This is a genomic window from Mycolicibacterium aromaticivorans JS19b1 = JCM 16368, assembly GCF_000559085.1.
Lineage (GTDB): Bacteria > Actinomycetota > Actinomycetes > Mycobacteriales > Mycobacteriaceae > Mycobacterium > Mycobacterium aromaticivorans.
Map to the genome: position 1 here is coordinate 622,500 of NZ_JALN02000001.1, position 17,964 is coordinate 640,463.

Here is a 17,964-nt window from a genome sequence, read left to right on the forward strand (position 1 = left end):
GGCCGCCGCGGCGGCCGTCGGTGAGCCCTCGCGGAGTTACAGCTCTCCCGCGTCGATCGCGTCCTTGACTTCCTGGGCGTGCGCGACCTGCGCAGCGGTGTAGCCGATGAACAGAGCGACAGCGCCCACGATCACCGCGACGGCGGCGACCCACAGCAGGCCGTAGGTGTAGCCCTGGTCCAGGGCGTGCAGCTGCGCCTCGTTCATCTTCTTCACCGGACCGGTGGTGCCGCCCAAGTAGAGGGTGCGCGAGGTGATCACGGCCTGGATGATGGCGAGCACGACGGGTCCGCCGAGGTTCTGCAGCATCAGCGCGATCGCCGACACCGGGCCGATCTGATCGAAGCCGACGCCCGCGATGGCCGACACGGTCAGCGGCACGACGATCATGCCGATGCCGAAGCCGCCGACGGTGATCGGCAGGACCAGGTTGGGGAAGTAGGGGATGCCGCCGTTGAGCGTCGAGCCGTAGATCATCGCGGCCAGCACCAGCACACCACCGGCGATCACCAGGATCCGCGGCGGGAAATGGGATACCAACTGCGAGGACGCGCCGAGGCCGATGCCGAGGGCGATCACGAACGGGATGAAGCCGATCCCGGCCTTCAGTGCGCTGTAGCCCATGATGTCCTGCACATACAGGCCGATCAGCACGGTCAGCGTGAACATCACGCCGCCGGCCAGGAACACCGCGGCGAACGTCGCCAGCCGGTTGCGGTCACGGAACAATGCAAACGGCACCACGGGGTTGACCGCGCGACGCTCGACGAACGCGAACGCGACGAAGGCGAGCACGGCCGCCACGCCTGAGGCCAGGGTGATGGGCGACTGCCAACCGTTCTCGGGCGCCTGGGCGAAGCCGAAGACCGCCGCGGTGCAGCCAACGGTGGCCAGCAGCGCACCGGCGGCGTCCATCTTCATGCGCTCACGATGGGTCTCGCGCAAGGTCTTGCGCGCCAGGTAGATCATCAGCAGGCCGATCGGCACGTTCACCAGGAAGGCCAGCCGCCAGGACACCTCGACCAGCGCTCCGCCGACCACCAGGCCCATCACCGAGCCGATGCCCGTCATCGCGGCGAACACCGCGGTCGCCGCGTTGCGGGCAGGCCCCTTCGGGAACGTTGTGGCCACCAGGGCCAGCCCGGTCGGTGAGGCGATCGCGGCACCGACACCTTGGAGCAGCCGTGCGATCACCAGCGTCGCCTCGTCCCACGCGACACCGCACAGGACCGACGCGATGGTGAACAGCGCGACGCCGACGATGAAGGTGCGCTTGCGGCCGATGGTGTCGCCGAGCCGGCCGCCGAGCAGCATCAGCCCGCCGAACGTCAGCACATAGGCGGTGATGACCCAGCTACGGCCGGCATCGGACAGTGCCAACTCGTCCTGGATCCTGGGCAGCGCGACGATCGCGACAGTGCTGTCCATCGTGGCAAGCAGCTGCATGCCGCCGATGGCGGTCACCGCGGCGAAGAACCGCCGAGACGGCAACCAGCTCGGGATGTACTTGTTGGTCTTTGCCAGTGCTGCCGGCTCGAGGCGCATGGGGACCGCGCGCTCAGAACTGTTGGCGGTCGCCCGCGCAGCGTCGTTGAGGGCCGTCATACCGAGCTACCCTACAGTAATCTTAAGGATTCTTTAAAGGCCGAAAGCCCCGGGAAGGCCTGCGACGGGGCCGATCACGATGATTGCCGGGGGCCTAATACCGTCGGCTCGAATCCGATCAGGCGCATCGCGCAGTGTGGTCCGGAGTACGCGTTCGGCGGCGGTGGTGCCGTGTTGCACCACCAATACCGGTGTTTCCGCAGGTCGGCCGCCCGACATCAATGCCTGGGCAAACAATTCGATGCGTTCGACGGCCATCAACAAAACTAGCGTTCCCGACAATTGCGCCAGCGCATTCCAATTCACTAACGATTCCGGATGGTCGGGTGCCAAATGGCCGCTGACCACCACGAATTCGTGATTGACGGCGCGGTGCGTGACGGGAACACCGGCCATCGCCGGGACCGATATGGCACTGGTCACACCGGGTACGACGGTGACGGGGATGCCGGCCTCCGCGCACGCGAGAACTTCTTCGTATCCGCGGGCGAACACGAACGGGTCGCCGCCCTTGAAGCGCACCACGAACCGCCCCTCCCGGGCGCGGTCTATAAGAATTTTGTTTATGGCTTCCTGAGCCATTGCCCGGCCGTACGGGATCTTCGCGGCATCGATGACCTCGACGTGCGACCCGAGCTCGGCGAGCAGTTCCGGCGGAGCCAACCGGTCGGCGACGACGACGTCGGCGCGGGCCAGCAGCCGCCGGCCGCGCACGGTGATCAGTTCGGGGTCGCCGGGACCGCCACCGACCAGGGCGACGCTGCCGGGCGTGACGTCGTCGGGAGCCTCGGCGGTGATCAGTCCCTGCTGGAAGGCTTCGCGGATGGCCGTGCGGATAGCCGCCGACCGGCGGTGCTCCCCGCCGGCGAGCACACCCACGAGGAGTCCGTCGTGGTCGAACGTGGCCGGCGTGACGGCGCTGCCTTCGCGCGCGATGTCAGCGCGCACACAAAAAATCTGCCTGCGGTCGGCCTCGGCGACGATGGCGGCGTTGACTGCCGGGTCGTCGGTGGCGGCGATGGCATACCAGGCACCCTCGAGGTCGCCGTCGCGGTAGTCCCGCAATTCCAGCGTGATGCCGGGGTTGGTGGTGGTCAGTACCTCGACGGCCGGCGTCGCGGCCCGCGCGATCACGTGCACATCGGCGTCGCGGGCCATCAGGAGCGGAATCCGCCGTTGGGCCACTGTTCCGCCGCCGACCACGACGACCTTCTTGCCGCCCAGGCGTAAGCCGACGAGGTAGGCGTTCTCGGTCACCGGGGCAGCCTAGTCAAGGTTGCGTGCGCGACAAATCGAGCGACCGACTGCGGTTGGGCGACCGGGTGGGTGTGCAGATACGACGCATGCACCCCGGCGTTGACCGCACCCTCCCGAACGGGCTGGCCGTCATGGTGCCGGAACGCCCAGGCCGGCTCGGGTGCGTCGGTGAATTCAGCTGTGGTGCGGTGAAATTCGTGTCCGACGACCCGTTGACCCGCGGCATGCAGCGATGAGTCGCATACCGCCACGGCCTCCCGGTAGCCAAGTGTCAGCCGCGAAGTGAATCGGGCGGAGCCGGCCAGCACCCCACACATCGGGTGGCCGTCCAGGTCCGCCATCAGATAGGCCAGGCCGCCGCATTCGGCCTGCACGGGTGCGTGGCCGGCCAGCTCGTGGATCTGGGCGCGCAGTTCCGAGTTCGCCGACAGATCGGCCAGATGCTGCTCGGGAAAGCCGCCCGGCAGGATCAGTGCCGCTGTCCGCGCGGGCAGGCTGTCGGTGAGCGGATCGAATTCGACGACGTCCGCCCCGGCGGCCCGCAGCAGCTCGCGATGTTCGGCGTAGCCGAAGCTGAAGGCCTTGCCCGCGGCCATCGCAACCACCGGGTGCCCAGCGTGAGGTGCGCCGACCACGTCCTCGGGTGCCCACGCCGGCGCCGGAACCCGCGACGCGCCGAGCGCGACGACGGCGGGCAGATCCACGTGGCGGGCGACCAGTTCGGTCATCGCGGCGACCGCGGCGCGGGCCTGCTCGCCGTGCTCGACGGCGGTGATGAGCCCCAGATGCCGTGACGGCACGGCCAACTCGTCATGGCGCGGGATCGCACCGAGCACCGGCACCCCGACCGCCTCGCACGCTTGGCGCAGCACCTGTTCGTGGCGGTTGGTGCCGACCCGGTTGAGAATCACCCCGCCGATGTGCACACCGGTGTGGAACGTCGAGAAGCCTTGCAGCACCGCGGCGACACTCTGCGACTGGCCGCGGGCGTCGACCACCAGGACGACGGGGGCGCCGAGCAGTTGGGCGACGTGGGCGGTGGAGCCGCGCGCGGGTGTGACCGGGTGCTCGTCGATGCGGCCGTCGAAAAGACCCATCACGCCTTCGATCACGGCGATGTCGGCATCGCGGCTGCCATGCCGGTACAGCGGGCCGATCAGCTCCTCGGGTACCAGAACGGGGTCGAGGTTGCGGCCCGGGCGGCCTGCGGCGACGGCGTGATAGCCGGGGTCGATGAAGTCCGGTCCGACTTTGAACGGGGCCACCCGTCGGCCGGCGGCCCGCAGCGCGCCGATCAAACCCGTTGCGACGGTGGTCTTTCCACTTCCCGACGCGGGCGCGCCGATCACCACGGCGGGGATGCTGGTCATGCTCACCACTCGATTCCGCGCTGACCCTTGCGGCCGGCGTCCATCGGGTGTTTGAGCTTGGCCATCTCGGTGACCAGGTCGGCGGCGTCGAGAAGGCGTTGCGGCGCATCACGACCGGTGATCACGACGTGCTGACCACCCGGCCGGTTGAGGAGCACGTCGACCACCTCGTCGACGTCGATCCAGCCCCACTTGAGCGGGTAGGTGAACTCGTCGAGGACGTAGAAGTCGTGTCGTTGTTTGCCGAGGCGCCGGGCGATTTCGGTCCATCCTTCGGCGGCGGCCCCGGCGTGATCGTCGGTGGAGCCGGCTTTCCGAGTCCACGACCAGCCGGAGCCCATCTTGTGCCATTCCACGGGTCCGCCGAGTCCCTGCTCGTCATGCAGCGTGCCCAGTGCGGCGAACGCCGACTCCTCGCCGACTCGCCATTTGGCGCTCTTGACGAATTGGAAGACCGCCACGCTCATCCCGGCGTTCCACGCGCGCAACGCCATTCCGAACGCCGCGGTGGATTTGCCCTTACCCGGCCCGGTGTGCACGGCCAGCACCGGGGTGTTGCGGCGGGCCCGGGTGGTCAGCCCGTCCTGCGGTACGGTGAGCGGCTGACCCTGCGGCATGGACGTTAACCTTTCCGAACACTAACGCAGCTTCAGGCGGCCCTGCGCACGGCCTGTGCCAGATAGTCTGCGCGCAGCTGCTCCAGTTGCAGCAGGGGGGCTTCCAGATTCTCGGCCAGATCAGCGGCCAACCCCAGCCTGACGTAGGACGTCTCGCAGTCCACCACCACTGCGGCGGCACCCTCTGCAACCAGTCGGCGGGCCGCGGAACGGCTGCGCCCCAACGGGTCCGGACCGCCGGTGGCCCGGCCATCGGTCAGGACCACCACCAGCGGGCGCCGGGTGCGGTCCCGCACTCGTTCGCGGACCACGACGTCACGCGCCGCCAGCAGTCCTTGCGCCAGCGGTGTGGTGCCACCGGTGTCGAACCGGGTCAGCCGCCGCGAGGCGATGTGCGCCGACGTCGTGGGCGGCAACAGTTCTCGTGCGCCGTCCTGCCGGAAAGTGATGACGGCGACCTTGTCTCGGCGTTGGTAGGCGTCCCGCAGCAGCGACAGCGCCGCACCGGACACCGCCGACATCCGGTCCCGCGCCGCCATCGACCCGGAGGCGTCGACGACGAAGATCACCAGGTTGCCTTCCCGGCCGACCCGGATGGCGCGCCGGATGTCCTCGGGTTGCGGACGCAGCCGGCGGTTGCCCGCAGCGGTCAGCACGGTGGCGAACAGGTGCAGACCGTGTCCCTGCTCGGGGGCATCGGTCGCGCCGACGACGGCACCGGAGCGGTTGCGGGCCCGCGAGCGCCTACCCGGGTTGCCCTCCCCCACGCCGGGCACGGTCAGCGCACGCGTCCGGAATGTCGCCGATGGCGGCGCAGCCGGGCGCGGGGCGGATGACGAAGTACCTTGCGGTGCAGACGATTGCGGAGATCCGTCACTCGGCTCCCCGCCACCGGGCGGATCCGGTTCGGGCTCCGGTTCGGGGCCTGATTCAGGGTCGGCGGCGGCCAACGCTTCGTCGAGCTGCGCCGGGTCCAGGCCCGGGTCGTCGAACGGGTCGCGGCGGCGGCGGTGCGGCAACGCCAGCTCGGCGGCCACCCGAATGTCCTGCTGCTCCACGACTTCGGCCCCACGCCAGGCCGCGTGCGCCACCGCGGTGCGGGCCACCACCAGGTCGGCCCGCATGCCGTCGACGTCGAACGCCGCGCACAGCGCCGCGATCCGGTTCAGTTCGGCATCGGGCAGCACCACTGCGGCCACCCGCGCTCGGGCGGCGGCGATCCGGGCGGCCAGCTCGCTGTCCTGGCCCGCGTGCAGGGCCGCGAATCCGGCGGGATCGGCTTCGTAGGCCAGCCGCTGGCGGATCACCTCGCTGCGCACCGCGACGTCGCGGGAGGCGTGCACGTCCACGGTCAACCCGAACCGGTCCAAGAGTTGCGGACGTAGTTCGCCCTCTTCGGGATTCATCGTTCCGATGAGCACGAATCGCGACTCGTGCGAGTGGGAGATGCCGTCGCGCTCGATGTGCACCCGGCCCATCGCGGCGGCGTCGAGCATGATGTCGACGAGGTGGTCATGCAGCAGATTGACCTCGTCGACGTAGAGGACGCCGCCGTGGGCGCGGGCCAGGAGACCCGGCGAAAAGGCATGCTCGCCGTCACGCAGCACCTTCTGCAGGTCCAGGGATCCGACGACCCGGTCCTCGGTCGCGCCGATCGGCAACTCGACGAGCCGGGCTCCGGCGTCCACCTCTGTCAGGACCGCGGCCAGCGCCCGCACCGCCGTCGACTTCGCGGTGCCTTTCTCGCCCCGGATCAGCACCCCGCCGATCTCGGGCCGAACGGAACACAGGATCAGCGCAAGGCGCAGCTGGTCGTGCCCGACGATCGCACTGAACGGAAAAGCCGGCGCGCTCACGGCTTCTCGGTCAATATCGGTGCGGCCGGTCGCAACATCGGAACGTGCGGGATCCCGTCCTCGACGAATTCGGCACCGTCGACCACGAATCCGTGGTTGCCGTACATGTCGACCAAGTAGGTCTGGGCGTTGATCCGGCAGGCGTGATCACCGACATCGGCCAGTGCGGCCTGCATCAGCCGGCTGGTGTGGCCCTGGCCGCGAGCCGCACGCTGGGTGCACACCCGGCCGATGCGGAATGCCTTCTCTCCCCCGGCGTGCTCCTCCATCAGTCGCAGCGTGGCGATCACCGTGCCGTCGGGTTGCTCCAGCCAGAAATGCCGGGTCTCGGCCAGCAGGTCGCGGCCGTCGAGTTCCGGGTAGGGACAAGCCTGTTCGACGACGAACACCTCGACCCGGAGCTTCAGCAGCTCGTAGAGGGTCGCCGCGTCGAGGTCCTTGGCCCAGGAGCGGCGCAAGGCGACCGTCACACCACTCCCGCGGGTTCCGGCTCACCGGAATCGGACGCGACCGGGGTGCTGTCGGCGCCGGCGGCCCGCGCGGCGCGGCCGGCGTGGGTTGCGCTGTCGAGCCCGAGCACCTTGGTGCCGTGCGCCCACACCTCGGCGAACAGGTCCGGATTCTCCGAGAGCTTGACGCCCAGCGAGGGCACCATCTCCTTGAGCTTGGGCAGCCAGCCCTGGTAGTGGTCGGAGAAACAACGTTCGAGAACCTCGATCATCGCCGGAACCGCGGTGGAGGCGCCCGGGGAGGCACCGAGCAGGCCTGCGATCGAACCGTCGGCGGCGGCGAGCACCGTGGTGCCGAACTCCAGCACGCCGAGCTTCTTGGAGTCGCGGCGGATGACCTGCACCCGCTGGCCGGCGATGTCCAGCTCCCAGTCGGAATCGCGTGCGGTGGGGGCGAATTCGCGGAGGTTGTCCACCCGGTCGGCTTCGCTGAGAGCCAACTGGCCGATCAGGTACTTCAACAGGCCCATCTCGGTGAGCCCCACCCCGATCATCGAGGCGAGGTTGTTGGGCTTGACCGACAGCGGCAGGTCGGTGACCTTGCCTTCCTTCAGGAACTTCGGCGACCATCCGGCGAACGGGCCGAACAGCAACCAGGAACGACCGTTGATCACGCGGGTGTCGAGGTGCGGCACCGACATCGGCGGAGCGCCCAGCGGGGGCAGTCCGTACACCTTGGCCTGGTGCGCGGCGGCCAGCTCCGGGTCGCCGGTGCGCAGCCACTGACCGCTGACCGGGAAGCCTCCGAAGCCCTTGGCCTCGGGGATGCCGGCCTTCTGCAGCAGCGGCAGCGCACCGCCGCCGGCTCCGACGAACACGAACTTGGCCGACAACTTGCGCTTCTGCCCGGTACGACGGTTGTGGATCTTCACCGTCCAGCCGCCGCCGGACTCCTTGTGCAGATCGAGGACATCGTGACCGAACAACGTGCTCATGCCGCGCTCGGTGCCGAAGGAGAGCAGCTGACGGGTCAGCGAGCCGAAGTCGACGTCGGTACCGTCCTGGGTCCAGTTCAGACCGACCGGCTCGGAGAAGTCCCGGCCCTTGGCCATCAGCGGCAGCCGACGGGTGAACTCGTCGCGGTCGTCGATGAACTCCATCGTGGCGAACAGCGGGTTGCGCACCAGGGTCTCGCGGCGGCGGCGGAGGTAGTCGATGTGCTCGGCGCCCTGGACGAAGCTGACGTGCGGGATGGGATTCAGGAAGCTGCGGACGTCGGGCAGGATGCCGTTTTCGTGGGCGTAGCTCCAGAACTGGCGAGTGACCTGGAACTGCTCGTTGACGGTGATGGCCTTGGCGATGTCGATGGTGCCGTCGGCTTTTTCCGGCGTGTAGTTCAGTTCGCACAGCGCGGAGTGCCCGGTGCCCGCGTTGTTCCACGGATCAGAGCTCTCGGCGGCTGCGGCGTCCAGGCGTTCGACCAGCGTGATGGACCAGTCCGGCTGGACCAGCCGCAGCAGGGCGCCCAGCGTGGCGCTCATGATTCCCGCACCGACCAGTACGACATCGGTCTTGGTGGTATCTGACACCGGATCGTCGTCCTTTACTTGTGACAGCTGTATAGACAGTCAGGTTATCCCGCCCGACACCGACTTATTCGCGAGAGTCGCCAGCACCACACCCCGCATTGCTCACAGCTAGGGTAGGGGCTGTGACGCCACGGCAGGCCGATTGGGTTGACGACGTCCTTTCCGGCTACCAACAGGCCACGATGGCGTTGGGGCCGGACCCCGATGGTGAGGGTGATCTGTTCGCCACGCTGGTGCGCCGCGCGGACGGCAAACCGGCCACCCACACGGTGCTGGCGGTGCACGGATTCACCGACTATTTCTTCAACACCGACCTGGCCGACCACTTCACCGGCGCCGGGTTCCGGTTCTACGCGCTGGACCAACACAAGTGCGGGCGGTCGTGGCGCGACGGTCAGACGCCGCACTTCACCACCGATCTCGCCCGCTACGACCGCGAGCTGGAGCGGGCGGTGGCGGTGATCGCGACCGAGAACCCCGGTACGACGATCCTGGTCTGCGGCCACTCGGCCGGCGGCCTGATCGTGTCGCTGTGGCTCGATCGGGTGCGGCGGCGCTCCGCGACCGCGGCACTGTCCATCGGCGGTCTCGTGCTGAACAGCCCGTGGCTGGATCTGCACGGACCCGCGATCCTGCGCACCCGGCTCACCTCGACGGCCATCGGCGCGATGTCGCGGGTTCGCAAGACGCGGGTGGTGCGCGGCACCAGTAAGGGCGGCTACGGGCTGACGCTGCACCGCGACTACCACGGCGAGTTCGACTACAACCTGGAGTGGAAACCGCTGGGCGGCTTCCCGGTGACAGTCGGCTGGATCCACGCGATCCGCCGGGGTCACGCCACGTTGCATCGCGGTCTGGACGTCGGCGTGCCGAACCTGATTCTGCGTTCCGATCACAGCGTCACCGAGAGCGCGGACGCGGCGAGTATGCAGCGCGGTGACGCGGTGCTCGACGTCACCCAGATCGCGCGGTGGGCGGGCTGTATCGGTAATCGCACGACGGTGGCGCCGATCCGTGACGCCAAGCACGACGTGTTCCTGTCGCTGGCCGAGCCGCGTGCAGCAGCCTATGACGAGCTGTCGGGCTGGCTGGATTTCTACCGCGCACACCACACCACCGCGTCGGCCGCTGGTCGGGGATAAGGGGAAGTCGTTGGAGCACTTCGACATTGCGATCATCGGGACCGGCTCGGGCAACACCATCATCGACGAGCGGTTCAGCGGCAAGAAGATCGCGATCTGCGAGCAGGGCGTGTTCGGCGGCACTTGCCTGAACGTGGGGTGCATCCCCACCAAGATGTTCGTCTACGCCGCCGAGGTGGCCCAGACCGTCCGCGACGCCGCGCGATTCGGCGTCGACGCCCACATCGACGGCGTGCGCTGGACCGACATCGTCTCGCGGGTGTTCGGCCGGATCGATCCGTTGGCGGCCGGCGGTGAGAACTATCGGCGCTCCTCGCCGGGCGTGACGGTCTATGACAGCCACACCCGATTCGCCGGCCACGACGACGACCGCTACCGGCTGCGGACCGAGGCCGGTGACGAGTTCACCGCCGCGCAGGTGGTGATCGCCGCAGGTGCGCGGGCGATGGTTCCCGACGCTATCGCCGGTTGCGGCGTCGATGTCCACACCAGCGACACGATCATGCGCATCCCCGAGCTACCCGAACATCTGGTGATCATCGGCGGCGGGTTCGTGGCGGCCGAATTCGCGCACGTCTTCTCGGCATTGGGTAGCCGGGTGACCATCGTCATCCGCGGTGCCGCGATGCTGTCGCACTGCGACGACACGATCTGCGAGCGCTACACGGACATCGCAGGCAAGAAGTGGGAGATCCGCAGTCACCGCAACATGACCGGGGCGCATATGGACGGGCCCCAGACCGTGGTGGAACTCGACGACGGATCGCAGGTGCACGCCGATGCCGTGCTGGTGGCCACCGGCCGCCAGCCGAACGGCGATCTGATGGACGTGCACCTGGCCGGCGTGGAGCTCGACGAGCACGGTCTGGTCAGGGTCGACGACTACCAACGCACAACCGCGCGAGGGATTTTCGCGCTCGGTGACGTGTCGTCGCACTATCAGCTCAAGCACGTCGCCAACCACGAAGCCCGGGTGGTGCGGCACAACCTGCTGCAGGACTGGGACGACACCGACGCGTTGATGTACTCCGATCACCGCTTCGTGCCGTCGGCGGTGTTCACCGATCCGCAGATCGCCTGCGTCGGGCTCACCGAAAACGAAGCCCGCGCAGCCGGATACAAGATCAACGTCAAGGTGCAGGACTACTCCGACGTGGCGTACGGCTGGGCGATGGAGGACGGCACGGGGTTCGCCAAGCTCGTCGTCGAGCAGGACAGCGGCAAGATCCTTGGCGCCCACATCATGGGGCATCAGGCCTCTTCGTTGATCCAGCCGCTGATCCAGGCGATGAGTTTCGGGCTGCCCGGTCAGGAGATGGCCCGTGGCCAGTACTGGATTCACCCGGCCCTGCCCGAAGTGATCGAGAACGCGCTGCTGGCGTTGTGCGGCGAACCGCCCTGGCCGCCGTCGCGCCGGCACTGAGGCCCCCCGCTACCGCGAGTGTGCGGTTTCATCCGGTGAGCACGGCGCGTCGCGGATAAAACCGCACGGTCGTCGCGATGGCTAGCGCGCTCGGCTTGACGTGATGCACACAACACTCCACACTTACAGTCATGTGCGGTCAAAAATCCACAAAATCGGTCAGCTAAATGCTGCCCGTCGCACGCCAAGAAGCGATCGTGGAGGCCGTCAGCAGCTCCGGCCACGCCGTCAGTACCGATGACCTGGTCCGCCGGCTGGGCGTCTCGGCGGAGACCGTACGCCGCGACCTCGCGCTGTTGGAGGAGCGCGGCGTGATCCGCCGGGTGCATGGCGGGGCCGCTGCCGTCGACCAGCGCCGGGCGATGGAACCGTCGTTCACCGAACGTTCGGTCATTCGGCATCAGGCCAAGGCTCAGATCGCGAAAGTCGCTGTCGGACTGATGGAGAACGGCCAGACCGTGGTCCTGGACATCGGCACGACGGCGGTCGCCGTCGCCCAGGCGATCCCGCGCGGATTCACCGGCACGATCGTCACGCCGTCACTGCCGGTGGCCGTCGAGTTGGCCGACCGCCCCGGCATCCAGGTGCTGCTGGCCGGCGGTCGCGTCCGCCCCGGCGACCTGGCCTGCTCGAACGCCCACACCAAAGCCTTCTTCGCCGACATCTATCCCGATCTCGCCCTGATCGGCTCCGGCGGGGTCGACGCCCGCTCGGGGCTCACCGATTTCCACCTCGACGAGATCGACGTCCGGCGCACGATCATCGCCAACAGCGCGCGGAGCTACATCCTGGCCGACTCCTCCAAGCTCGGCCAGGTGGCGCCGCACCGCGTGTGTGCGCTCAGCGCGGTCGACGGACTGATCACCGACCAAAGCACCGACTCGGCTGTTGCAGCAGCCTTCGACGAGACGGGAGGTGTGGTCTTGTCAGCGCGGCCGCCGGCCGCAGCCACTGCCTGAATCGCTCCCCCCACATGGGTGCGGGCGGCGTTGCAGCGCCGCCCGCGGGACCGAGCCTCATATCCGAAACACTCAGAGTCAGAAAGACCGATCCAGTGACGCATTCTTCCACACCGCCGCCCGAGCGAATCCCGTCTAAAGGTGTTTCGCAGGGCACCTATACCGACACCCTGGAGCGCTCAACGGGGCGATTCGCCTCTTTTGCAGTAGCATTCGCCTTCGTCTCGATCGCCACCGGCATTTTCACCACCTACGGCAGTGTTCTGAAAAGTTCCGGCCCACTGGGCATCTGGACGTGGCCCATCGTGATCGTCGGGCAGCTGGCGGTCGCCCTGCTGCTCGGCGCGCTGGCCGCCCGGATTCCGGTGACCGGCTACGCCTATCAGTGGGTGTCGCGGCTGGCCAACCCGATCCTGGGGTGGATCACCGGCTGGATTTCGTTCACCTTCCTGGCCATCGTGGCCGTCGCGGTGGACTACACCGTCGCCGCGACAGTCGTTCCGGCGTTGTTCGACTTCACCGGCACGGCACTGACGTCGTTCTTGATCACCGCCGCCATCCTGCTGTTGCAGGGTCTTCTGGTCGCGGTCTCGACCAAGTGGACCGAACGGGTGAACAACTTCGCGGTCAGTGCTGAACTGATCGGCATGGTGGCGCTGGTCGTCCTGCTGTTCATCGTGGGTGTGTTCACCCACAAACTGTCGGCGGGCAACTTGTTCTCCCGTGGCGACATCCCCGCCGAGGGCTACTGGAACTTCGGCACGGCGACCGCCGCCGGCCCCTGGATGCTGGGCTTCCTGCTCGGCGCGTTCACCATCGTCGGCTTCGAATCCGCCGCGAACCTGGCCGAGGAGACCAAGCGACCGGAAGTTGTTGTGCCACGGGCGATGTGGCAGGCCGTACTGGCCTCCGGCGTGCTGGGCTTCCTGTTCCTGCTGGTGGTGACGGCCGCCGTCAACGATCCGACAGCGCTGGCCGAGTCGGGAACTCCGATCGCCGACGTCATTCGCGACATCCTCGGCTCATTCGTCGGCACCGCCCTGCTGATCCTGGTCGCCATCGCGATCTTCGCCTGCGGTCTGGTGATCGTGATGAGCGGCGTGCGACTGACCTGGGCGATGTCCCGCGATCAGCGCTTCCCCGGCTGGCAGGCCCTGCACAAGGTGTCCCCCCGCACCAAGACCCCGCTGAACGCCACCATCGCGATGACCACGATCTCGGCGGTGATCCTCGGAGTCTTCTCCACCAGTACCGACGCGCTGTTCATCCTGTTCTCCGCCGCGACCCTGCTGCCTGCCGTCATCTACGCCATCACCGTGGCGCTCTACATCGCCAAGCGGCGTCAGCTGCCGCAGAGCGCAGCGTTCAGCCTCGGCCGGTGGGAGATCCCGATCATCGTCGTGGCGGTGGCGTGGCTGGTGTTCGCGCTGTCGTTGTTCCGCGACGCCTCGTTCCGGCAGCCGTGGCTCTATGTGCTGGTGATGGTGGCGATCGGTGCGGTCTACCTGGGCTACCTGTTGATCACCCGCGGTCGCGACGGACTGAAGATGCCCGAATTGCGTTCCATCGATACCGAACTCGACCAGGTTTCCGGCGCGCGCGGCGTCGCCGAGGACGTGCCACAATGACCGTCCTGGCCATCGACCAGGGCACGTCGGGCACCAAGGCCATCGTCGTCGACCCCGACGAAGGCGTGCTAGGGCTGGCCGAGGTGGCCGTGCATCCGAGGTATCTCGAGGGCGGTGGCGTCGAACAGAGCCCGGACGAGTTGCTCGAGTCGGTCCTGACCGCCGGGCGCGGGGCGGTCGCCCAGGCGAACCGCTCGATCGACGCGGTCTCGTTGGCCAATCAGGGCGAGACGGTCCTGGCCTGGGATCCCGACACCGGCCGTGCGCTGACACCCGCGATCGTCTGGCAGGACCGCCGTGCCGAACCGCTGTGCGCGGCCATGAACGAGTGGGGGGAGATGCTGGCCAGGCGAACCGGGCTGGTTCTCGACCCGTACTTCTCGGCGCCGAAGATGGCCTGGCTGCGCCGCAATGTGGAGACCGCCGGAGTGGTCACCACGTCGGACACCTGGCTGTTATACCAGCTGACCGGGGCATTCGTGACCGACGCCACCACCGCCAGTCGGTCACTGGCCGTTGATCTGGGCGCCAAAGAATGGAATCGCGAGTTGCTGGCGCTGTTCGATCTCGACGGTGAGCGCCTGCCCGAGATTGTCGGTAACGACGAAACCATCGGGACGACAACGGCATTCGGCGGCGAAATGCCGGTAGGCGGGATCGTCGTCGATCAGCAGGCAGCCCTGTTGGCCGAGGCATGCTTCGAGCCGGGCATGGCCAAATGCACCTTCGGGACCGGCGCATTCCTGCTGGCCAACACCGGGACCACCGGCGTGCGCTCGACCACCGGATTGACCTCCTCGGTGGCGTGGCGGATCGGGGGCCGCGACACGTTCTGCGTCGACGGCCAGGTATACACCGCAGCGTCCGCCGTGCGGTGGCTCAGCTCGCTCGGCATCGTCGGCGGCGCCGAGGAGATGGACGCCGTCGCAGCCAAAGACAGCAGCGGAGTGCTGTGTGTGCCCGCTCTGGCCGGGCTGGCCGCGCCGTGGTGGAAATCTCAAGCGAAGGCGGCCATTTCGGGGATGACGTTGTCGACGGAACGCGGTCATCTTGTGCTGGCGGTCCTGCAGGGCATCGCCGCTCAGATAGCCGAATTGGTCACCGCCATCAACGCCGACACCCCGACACCGCTGAGCACGCTGCGCGCCGACGGCGGACTGACCCAGTCCACCGTCCTCATGCAGACCTGCGCCGATATCCTGCAGGTGCCCGTCGAGGTCTACCCGTCCGCCCACGCCACCGCGCTCGGCGCGGCCGCGCTGGCACGGCTGAGCCAGTCTCCGAATCAGTCTCTGTCCGAGGTCGTTCCGGACTGGGCACCCTCGGCGACCTACCAGCCGAGCTGGACGGGGCAGCGAGCCAACGAATTTCGTGATCAGTGGCGCGAACTTGCCGCCACCACCTACCTTTCGCAGGAGATGTGATGACCACCCCCACCGCCTACGACGTCGTCGTCATAGGCGCGGGCATCGTCGGATCGGCGATCGCCCGTGAACTGTCCGGCCACCAGCTCTCGGTCGCGCTCGTCGAAGCCCGCGGCGACGTCGGCGACGGCACCAGCAAGGCCAACACCGCGATCCTTCACACCGGCTTCGACGCGAAGCCAGGCACGCTCGAGTCGGCGATGGTGCACCGCGGCTACCACCTGCTCTCCGACTACGCCAAGCGCACCGGCATCCCGGTCGAACGCACCGGCGCCATCCTGGTGGCCTGGGATCAGGAGCAACTCGACGCCCTGCCCGGGTTGAGGAAGAAAGCCGGAGACAACGGCTACCACGACTGCGAGATCATCGACGCTGCAGCGGTGTACGCCGATGTCCCGAACCTCGGACCGGGTGCACTCGGCGGCTTGACCGTCCCCGACGAATCGATCATCTGCACGTGGACGGTCAACCTCGCACTGGCCACCGATGCCGTCAACCGCGGAACCGTGCTGCTGACCGACCACCGGGTCGACGGCGTCGACATCGGCGCGGATGCCACCACTGTGTACACCAGCGGCGGAGAGGTCACCGCGCGCTGGATCGTCAACGCGTCGGGGCTCGGCGCCGATCTCGTCGACGCCTTGTTCGGCTATCAGCGGTTCACGGTCACCCCGCGTCGCGGCGAACTCATCGTCTACGACAAGCTCGCCCGTGCTCTGGTGGACAAGATCGTCTTGCCGGTGCCGACCGCGCGCGGCAAGGGCGTACTGGTCAGTCCGACCATCTACGGCAACGTCATGCTCGGACCCACATCCGAAGATCTGCAGGACCGCACTGCCACCGGCACCTCCGAAGCCGGCTTCGATTTCCTGCTGGGCAAGGGCAGGGCCCTGATGCCACGCCTTCTCGAGGAAGAAGTCACCGCCACCTACTCCGGACTCCGCGCGGCCATCGACAACGTCGATTACCTCATCGAAGCCGATACCGCGCAGCGCTACCTCCTGGTCGGCGGCATTCGGTCCACCGGCCTGACCGCGGGTATGGCAATAGCCGAGTACGTCCGGGATCAGCTCGCCGACGCCGGCCTGTCGTTGACGCCGACGACGGAACTGCCTGCTCCCCCGCAGATGCCGAATCTGGGTGAGGCGTTCCCTCGCCCCTTCCAGCAGCCCGACGCCATCGCCGCCGACCCCGCCTACGGGCGCATCGTGTGCTTCTGCGAACGCGTCACCGAGGGAGAGATTCGCGATGCCTGCCATTCGGTGATCCCACCCGCCACCGTGGAAGGACTGCGGCGACGCACTCGCGTGATGAACGGTCGCTGCCAGGCGTTCTTCTGCGGCGCCGAAGTTCAGTCGGTGTTCGACCGTGAGACTGACCAGGAGACCCCCCGATGACCGCCGCCGAAACGGTCGACGTCGCGATCGTCGGCGCCGGTCCCGCCGGACTGACAGCCGCCGCCGACCTGGCGCGCAACAGCGCCTTGAATGTCGTCGTACTGGAACGCGAATCGGAAGCCGGCGGGATCCCGAGGCACAGCGATCACCCGGGCTACGGAATGCGCGACCGCAAGACGTTCATCAGCGGACCCGCCTACGCCGCGCGGCTCACCCGGGAGGCCCGTGCCGCCGGCGCGACGATACGCACCAGCGCGACGGTCACCGGTTGGGCTGACGATCAGACTCTCGAGGTCACCTCTCCGCAGGGGCGCTACGACCTCACCGCCAGGGCCATCGTGCTGGCCACCGGCGCCCGTGAACGGCCGCGCCCGGCCCGGTTGATTCCCGGCGATCGCGGGGCGGGCGTCTACACCACCGGCCTGTTGCAGAACGCAGTGCATCTCAAGCATCGCACCGTCGGCCGGCGAGCCGTCGTGGTCGGCGCCGAGCTGGTCAGCTACTCGGCGGTGCTCACCCTCAAACACGTCGGCTGCCAGACCGTCTTGATGACAACCGAATACCCGTCACCGGAGTCGTACGGCGTGTTCAACCTTGCCGGCCGGTCACCGCTGCTCGGACTGCAGGTCGCCACCCGCACCCGAGTGGCACGGATCATCGGCAAGCCGACGGTCACCGGCGTCGAGGTCGAGAATCTCGACACGGGTGAGCGCCGAATCGTCGACTGCGACACCGTCGTCCTGACCGGCGATTGGATCCCAGACCACGAGCTCGCGCGCAGCACCGGCCTCGACATCGATCCCGGAACGCTCGGTCCGGTCGTGGACACCGCGCTGCGTACCAGCCGACCCGGAGTCTTCGCGATCGGCAACCTGCTGCACCCCGTCGACACCGCCGACATCGCCGCACTCGACGGTCGCCACGTCGCCGACCAGGTCCGCGCCCACCTCGCGGGACACCGGCCCGCCGATGCGGGAGTGCCGATCCACGCCGAGGCACCGTTTCGCTGGGTGGCCCCCAATCTATTGCGTCCCGGCGATCCGCCGCCCGCCCGGCACCGGCTGCTGTTGTGGACTGACCGGCTGGTCCGTATTCCGAAAGTCGTTGCCCGCCAAGATGGTGCTGTCGTCGGCCGCGCGACCTTGCCCTGGCCCGCGTCGCCCGGGCGAGTGTTCCGGGTCCCGTCCAGGATCCTGGATGGTGTCGACACTCGTGGTGGCCCGGTCGTTTTGTCGCTTGCCGACTGAG

14 protein-coding genes are annotated in these 17,964 nt (G+C 68.1%); 7 read left to right on the forward strand and 7 right to left on the reverse strand.

The annotated features are described in order from the left end of the window. Positions 1-36: 36 nt before the first annotated feature. The 7 genes from Y900_RS03000 to mqo are packed head-to-tail and all read right to left on the reverse strand — an operon-like array spanning position 37 to position 8,743. Entirely contained in the window at positions 37-1,605 is a 1,569-nt protein-coding gene (locus tag Y900_RS03000; protein WP_036338827.1) for an MFS transporter, read from the reverse strand. Between the two features lie 33 nt (positions 1,606-1,638). Continuing rightward, positions 1,639-2,862, reverse strand: coding sequence for a uroporphyrinogen-III C-methyltransferase (gene cobA / locus Y900_RS03005; protein WP_036338830.1), 1,224 nt, complete (start codon positions 2,860-2,862; stop codon positions 1,639-1,641). Beyond that, on the reverse strand, positions 2,859-4,232 hold the full coding sequence (locus Y900_RS03010) for a cobyrinic acid a,c-diamide synthase CobB (protein WP_036338833.1): 1,374 nt from the start codon (positions 4,230-4,232) through the stop codon (positions 2,859-2,861). Before Y900_RS03010 ends, cobA begins: the two co-directional genes overlap by 4 nt. A gap of 2 nt (positions 4,233-4,234) precedes the next feature. Beyond that, positions 4,235-4,849, reverse strand: coding sequence for a cob(I)yrinic acid a,c-diamide adenosyltransferase (gene cobO, locus Y900_RS03015; RefSeq protein WP_036338836.1), 615 nt, complete (start codon positions 4,847-4,849; stop codon positions 4,235-4,237). Between the two features lie 32 nt (positions 4,850-4,881). Then, a complete protein-coding gene (locus tag Y900_RS03020; protein WP_081844972.1) occupies positions 4,882-6,705 on the reverse strand; it encodes a VWA domain-containing protein in 1,824 nt (607 codons plus the stop codon). Then, on the reverse strand, positions 6,702-7,175 hold the full coding sequence (locus Y900_RS03025; protein WP_036338842.1) for a GNAT family N-acetyltransferase: 474 nt from the start codon (positions 7,173-7,175) through the stop codon (positions 6,702-6,704). Before Y900_RS03025 ends, Y900_RS03020 begins: the two co-directional genes overlap by 4 nt. After that, a complete protein-coding gene (gene mqo / locus Y900_RS03030) occupies positions 7,172-8,743 on the reverse strand; it encodes a malate dehydrogenase (quinone) (protein WP_036338845.1) in 1,572 nt (523 codons plus the stop codon). The genes Y900_RS03025 and mqo overlap by 4 nt, the downstream gene beginning before the upstream one ends. A 182-nt stretch (positions 8,744-8,925) precedes the next feature. Between mqo and Y900_RS03035 the strand changes: the two genes are divergently transcribed. The 7 genes from Y900_RS03035 (at position 8,926) to Y900_RS03065 (ending at position 17,963) form a co-directional block, all read left to right on the forward strand. Further along, on the forward strand, positions 8,926-9,885 hold the full coding sequence (locus Y900_RS03035) for an alpha/beta hydrolase (RefSeq protein ID WP_051660298.1): 960 nt from the start codon (positions 8,926-8,928) through the stop codon (positions 9,883-9,885). Between the two features lie 10 nt (positions 9,886-9,895). After that, on the forward strand, positions 9,896-11,308 hold the full coding sequence (gene mtr / locus Y900_RS03040) for a mycothione reductase (protein ID WP_036338852.1): 1,413 nt from the start codon (positions 9,896-9,898) through the stop codon (positions 11,306-11,308). A gap of 167 nt (positions 11,309-11,475) precedes the next feature. After that, positions 11,476-12,267: a DeoR/GlpR family DNA-binding transcription regulator gene (locus tag Y900_RS03045; protein ID WP_036338856.1), complete on the forward strand. Its 792-nt coding sequence runs from the start codon at positions 11,476-11,478 to the stop codon at positions 12,265-12,267. 95 nt (positions 12,268-12,362) lie between these two features. Next, complete coding sequence (locus Y900_RS03050; protein WP_420329733.1) at positions 12,363-13,895, forward strand: amino acid permease; 1,533 nt, start codon at positions 12,363-12,365, stop codon at positions 13,893-13,895. After that, positions 13,892-15,319, forward strand: a complete 1,428-nt coding sequence (locus Y900_RS03055; RefSeq protein ID WP_036338859.1) for an FGGY family carbohydrate kinase — start codon at positions 13,892-13,894, stop codon at positions 15,317-15,319. Before Y900_RS03050 ends, Y900_RS03055 begins: the two co-directional genes overlap by 4 nt. Next, on the forward strand, positions 15,319-16,716 hold the full coding sequence (locus Y900_RS03060) for an NAD(P)/FAD-dependent oxidoreductase (protein ID WP_036338862.1): 1,398 nt from the start codon (positions 15,319-15,321) through the stop codon (positions 16,714-16,716). Before Y900_RS03055 ends, Y900_RS03060 begins: the two co-directional genes overlap by 1 nt. Beyond that, a complete protein-coding gene (locus Y900_RS03065) occupies positions 16,713-17,963 on the forward strand; it encodes an NAD(P)/FAD-dependent oxidoreductase (RefSeq protein WP_036338865.1) in 1,251 nt (416 codons plus the stop codon). Before Y900_RS03060 ends, Y900_RS03065 begins: the two co-directional genes overlap by 4 nt. The last annotated feature ends 1 nt before the right edge of the window (position 17,964 follow it).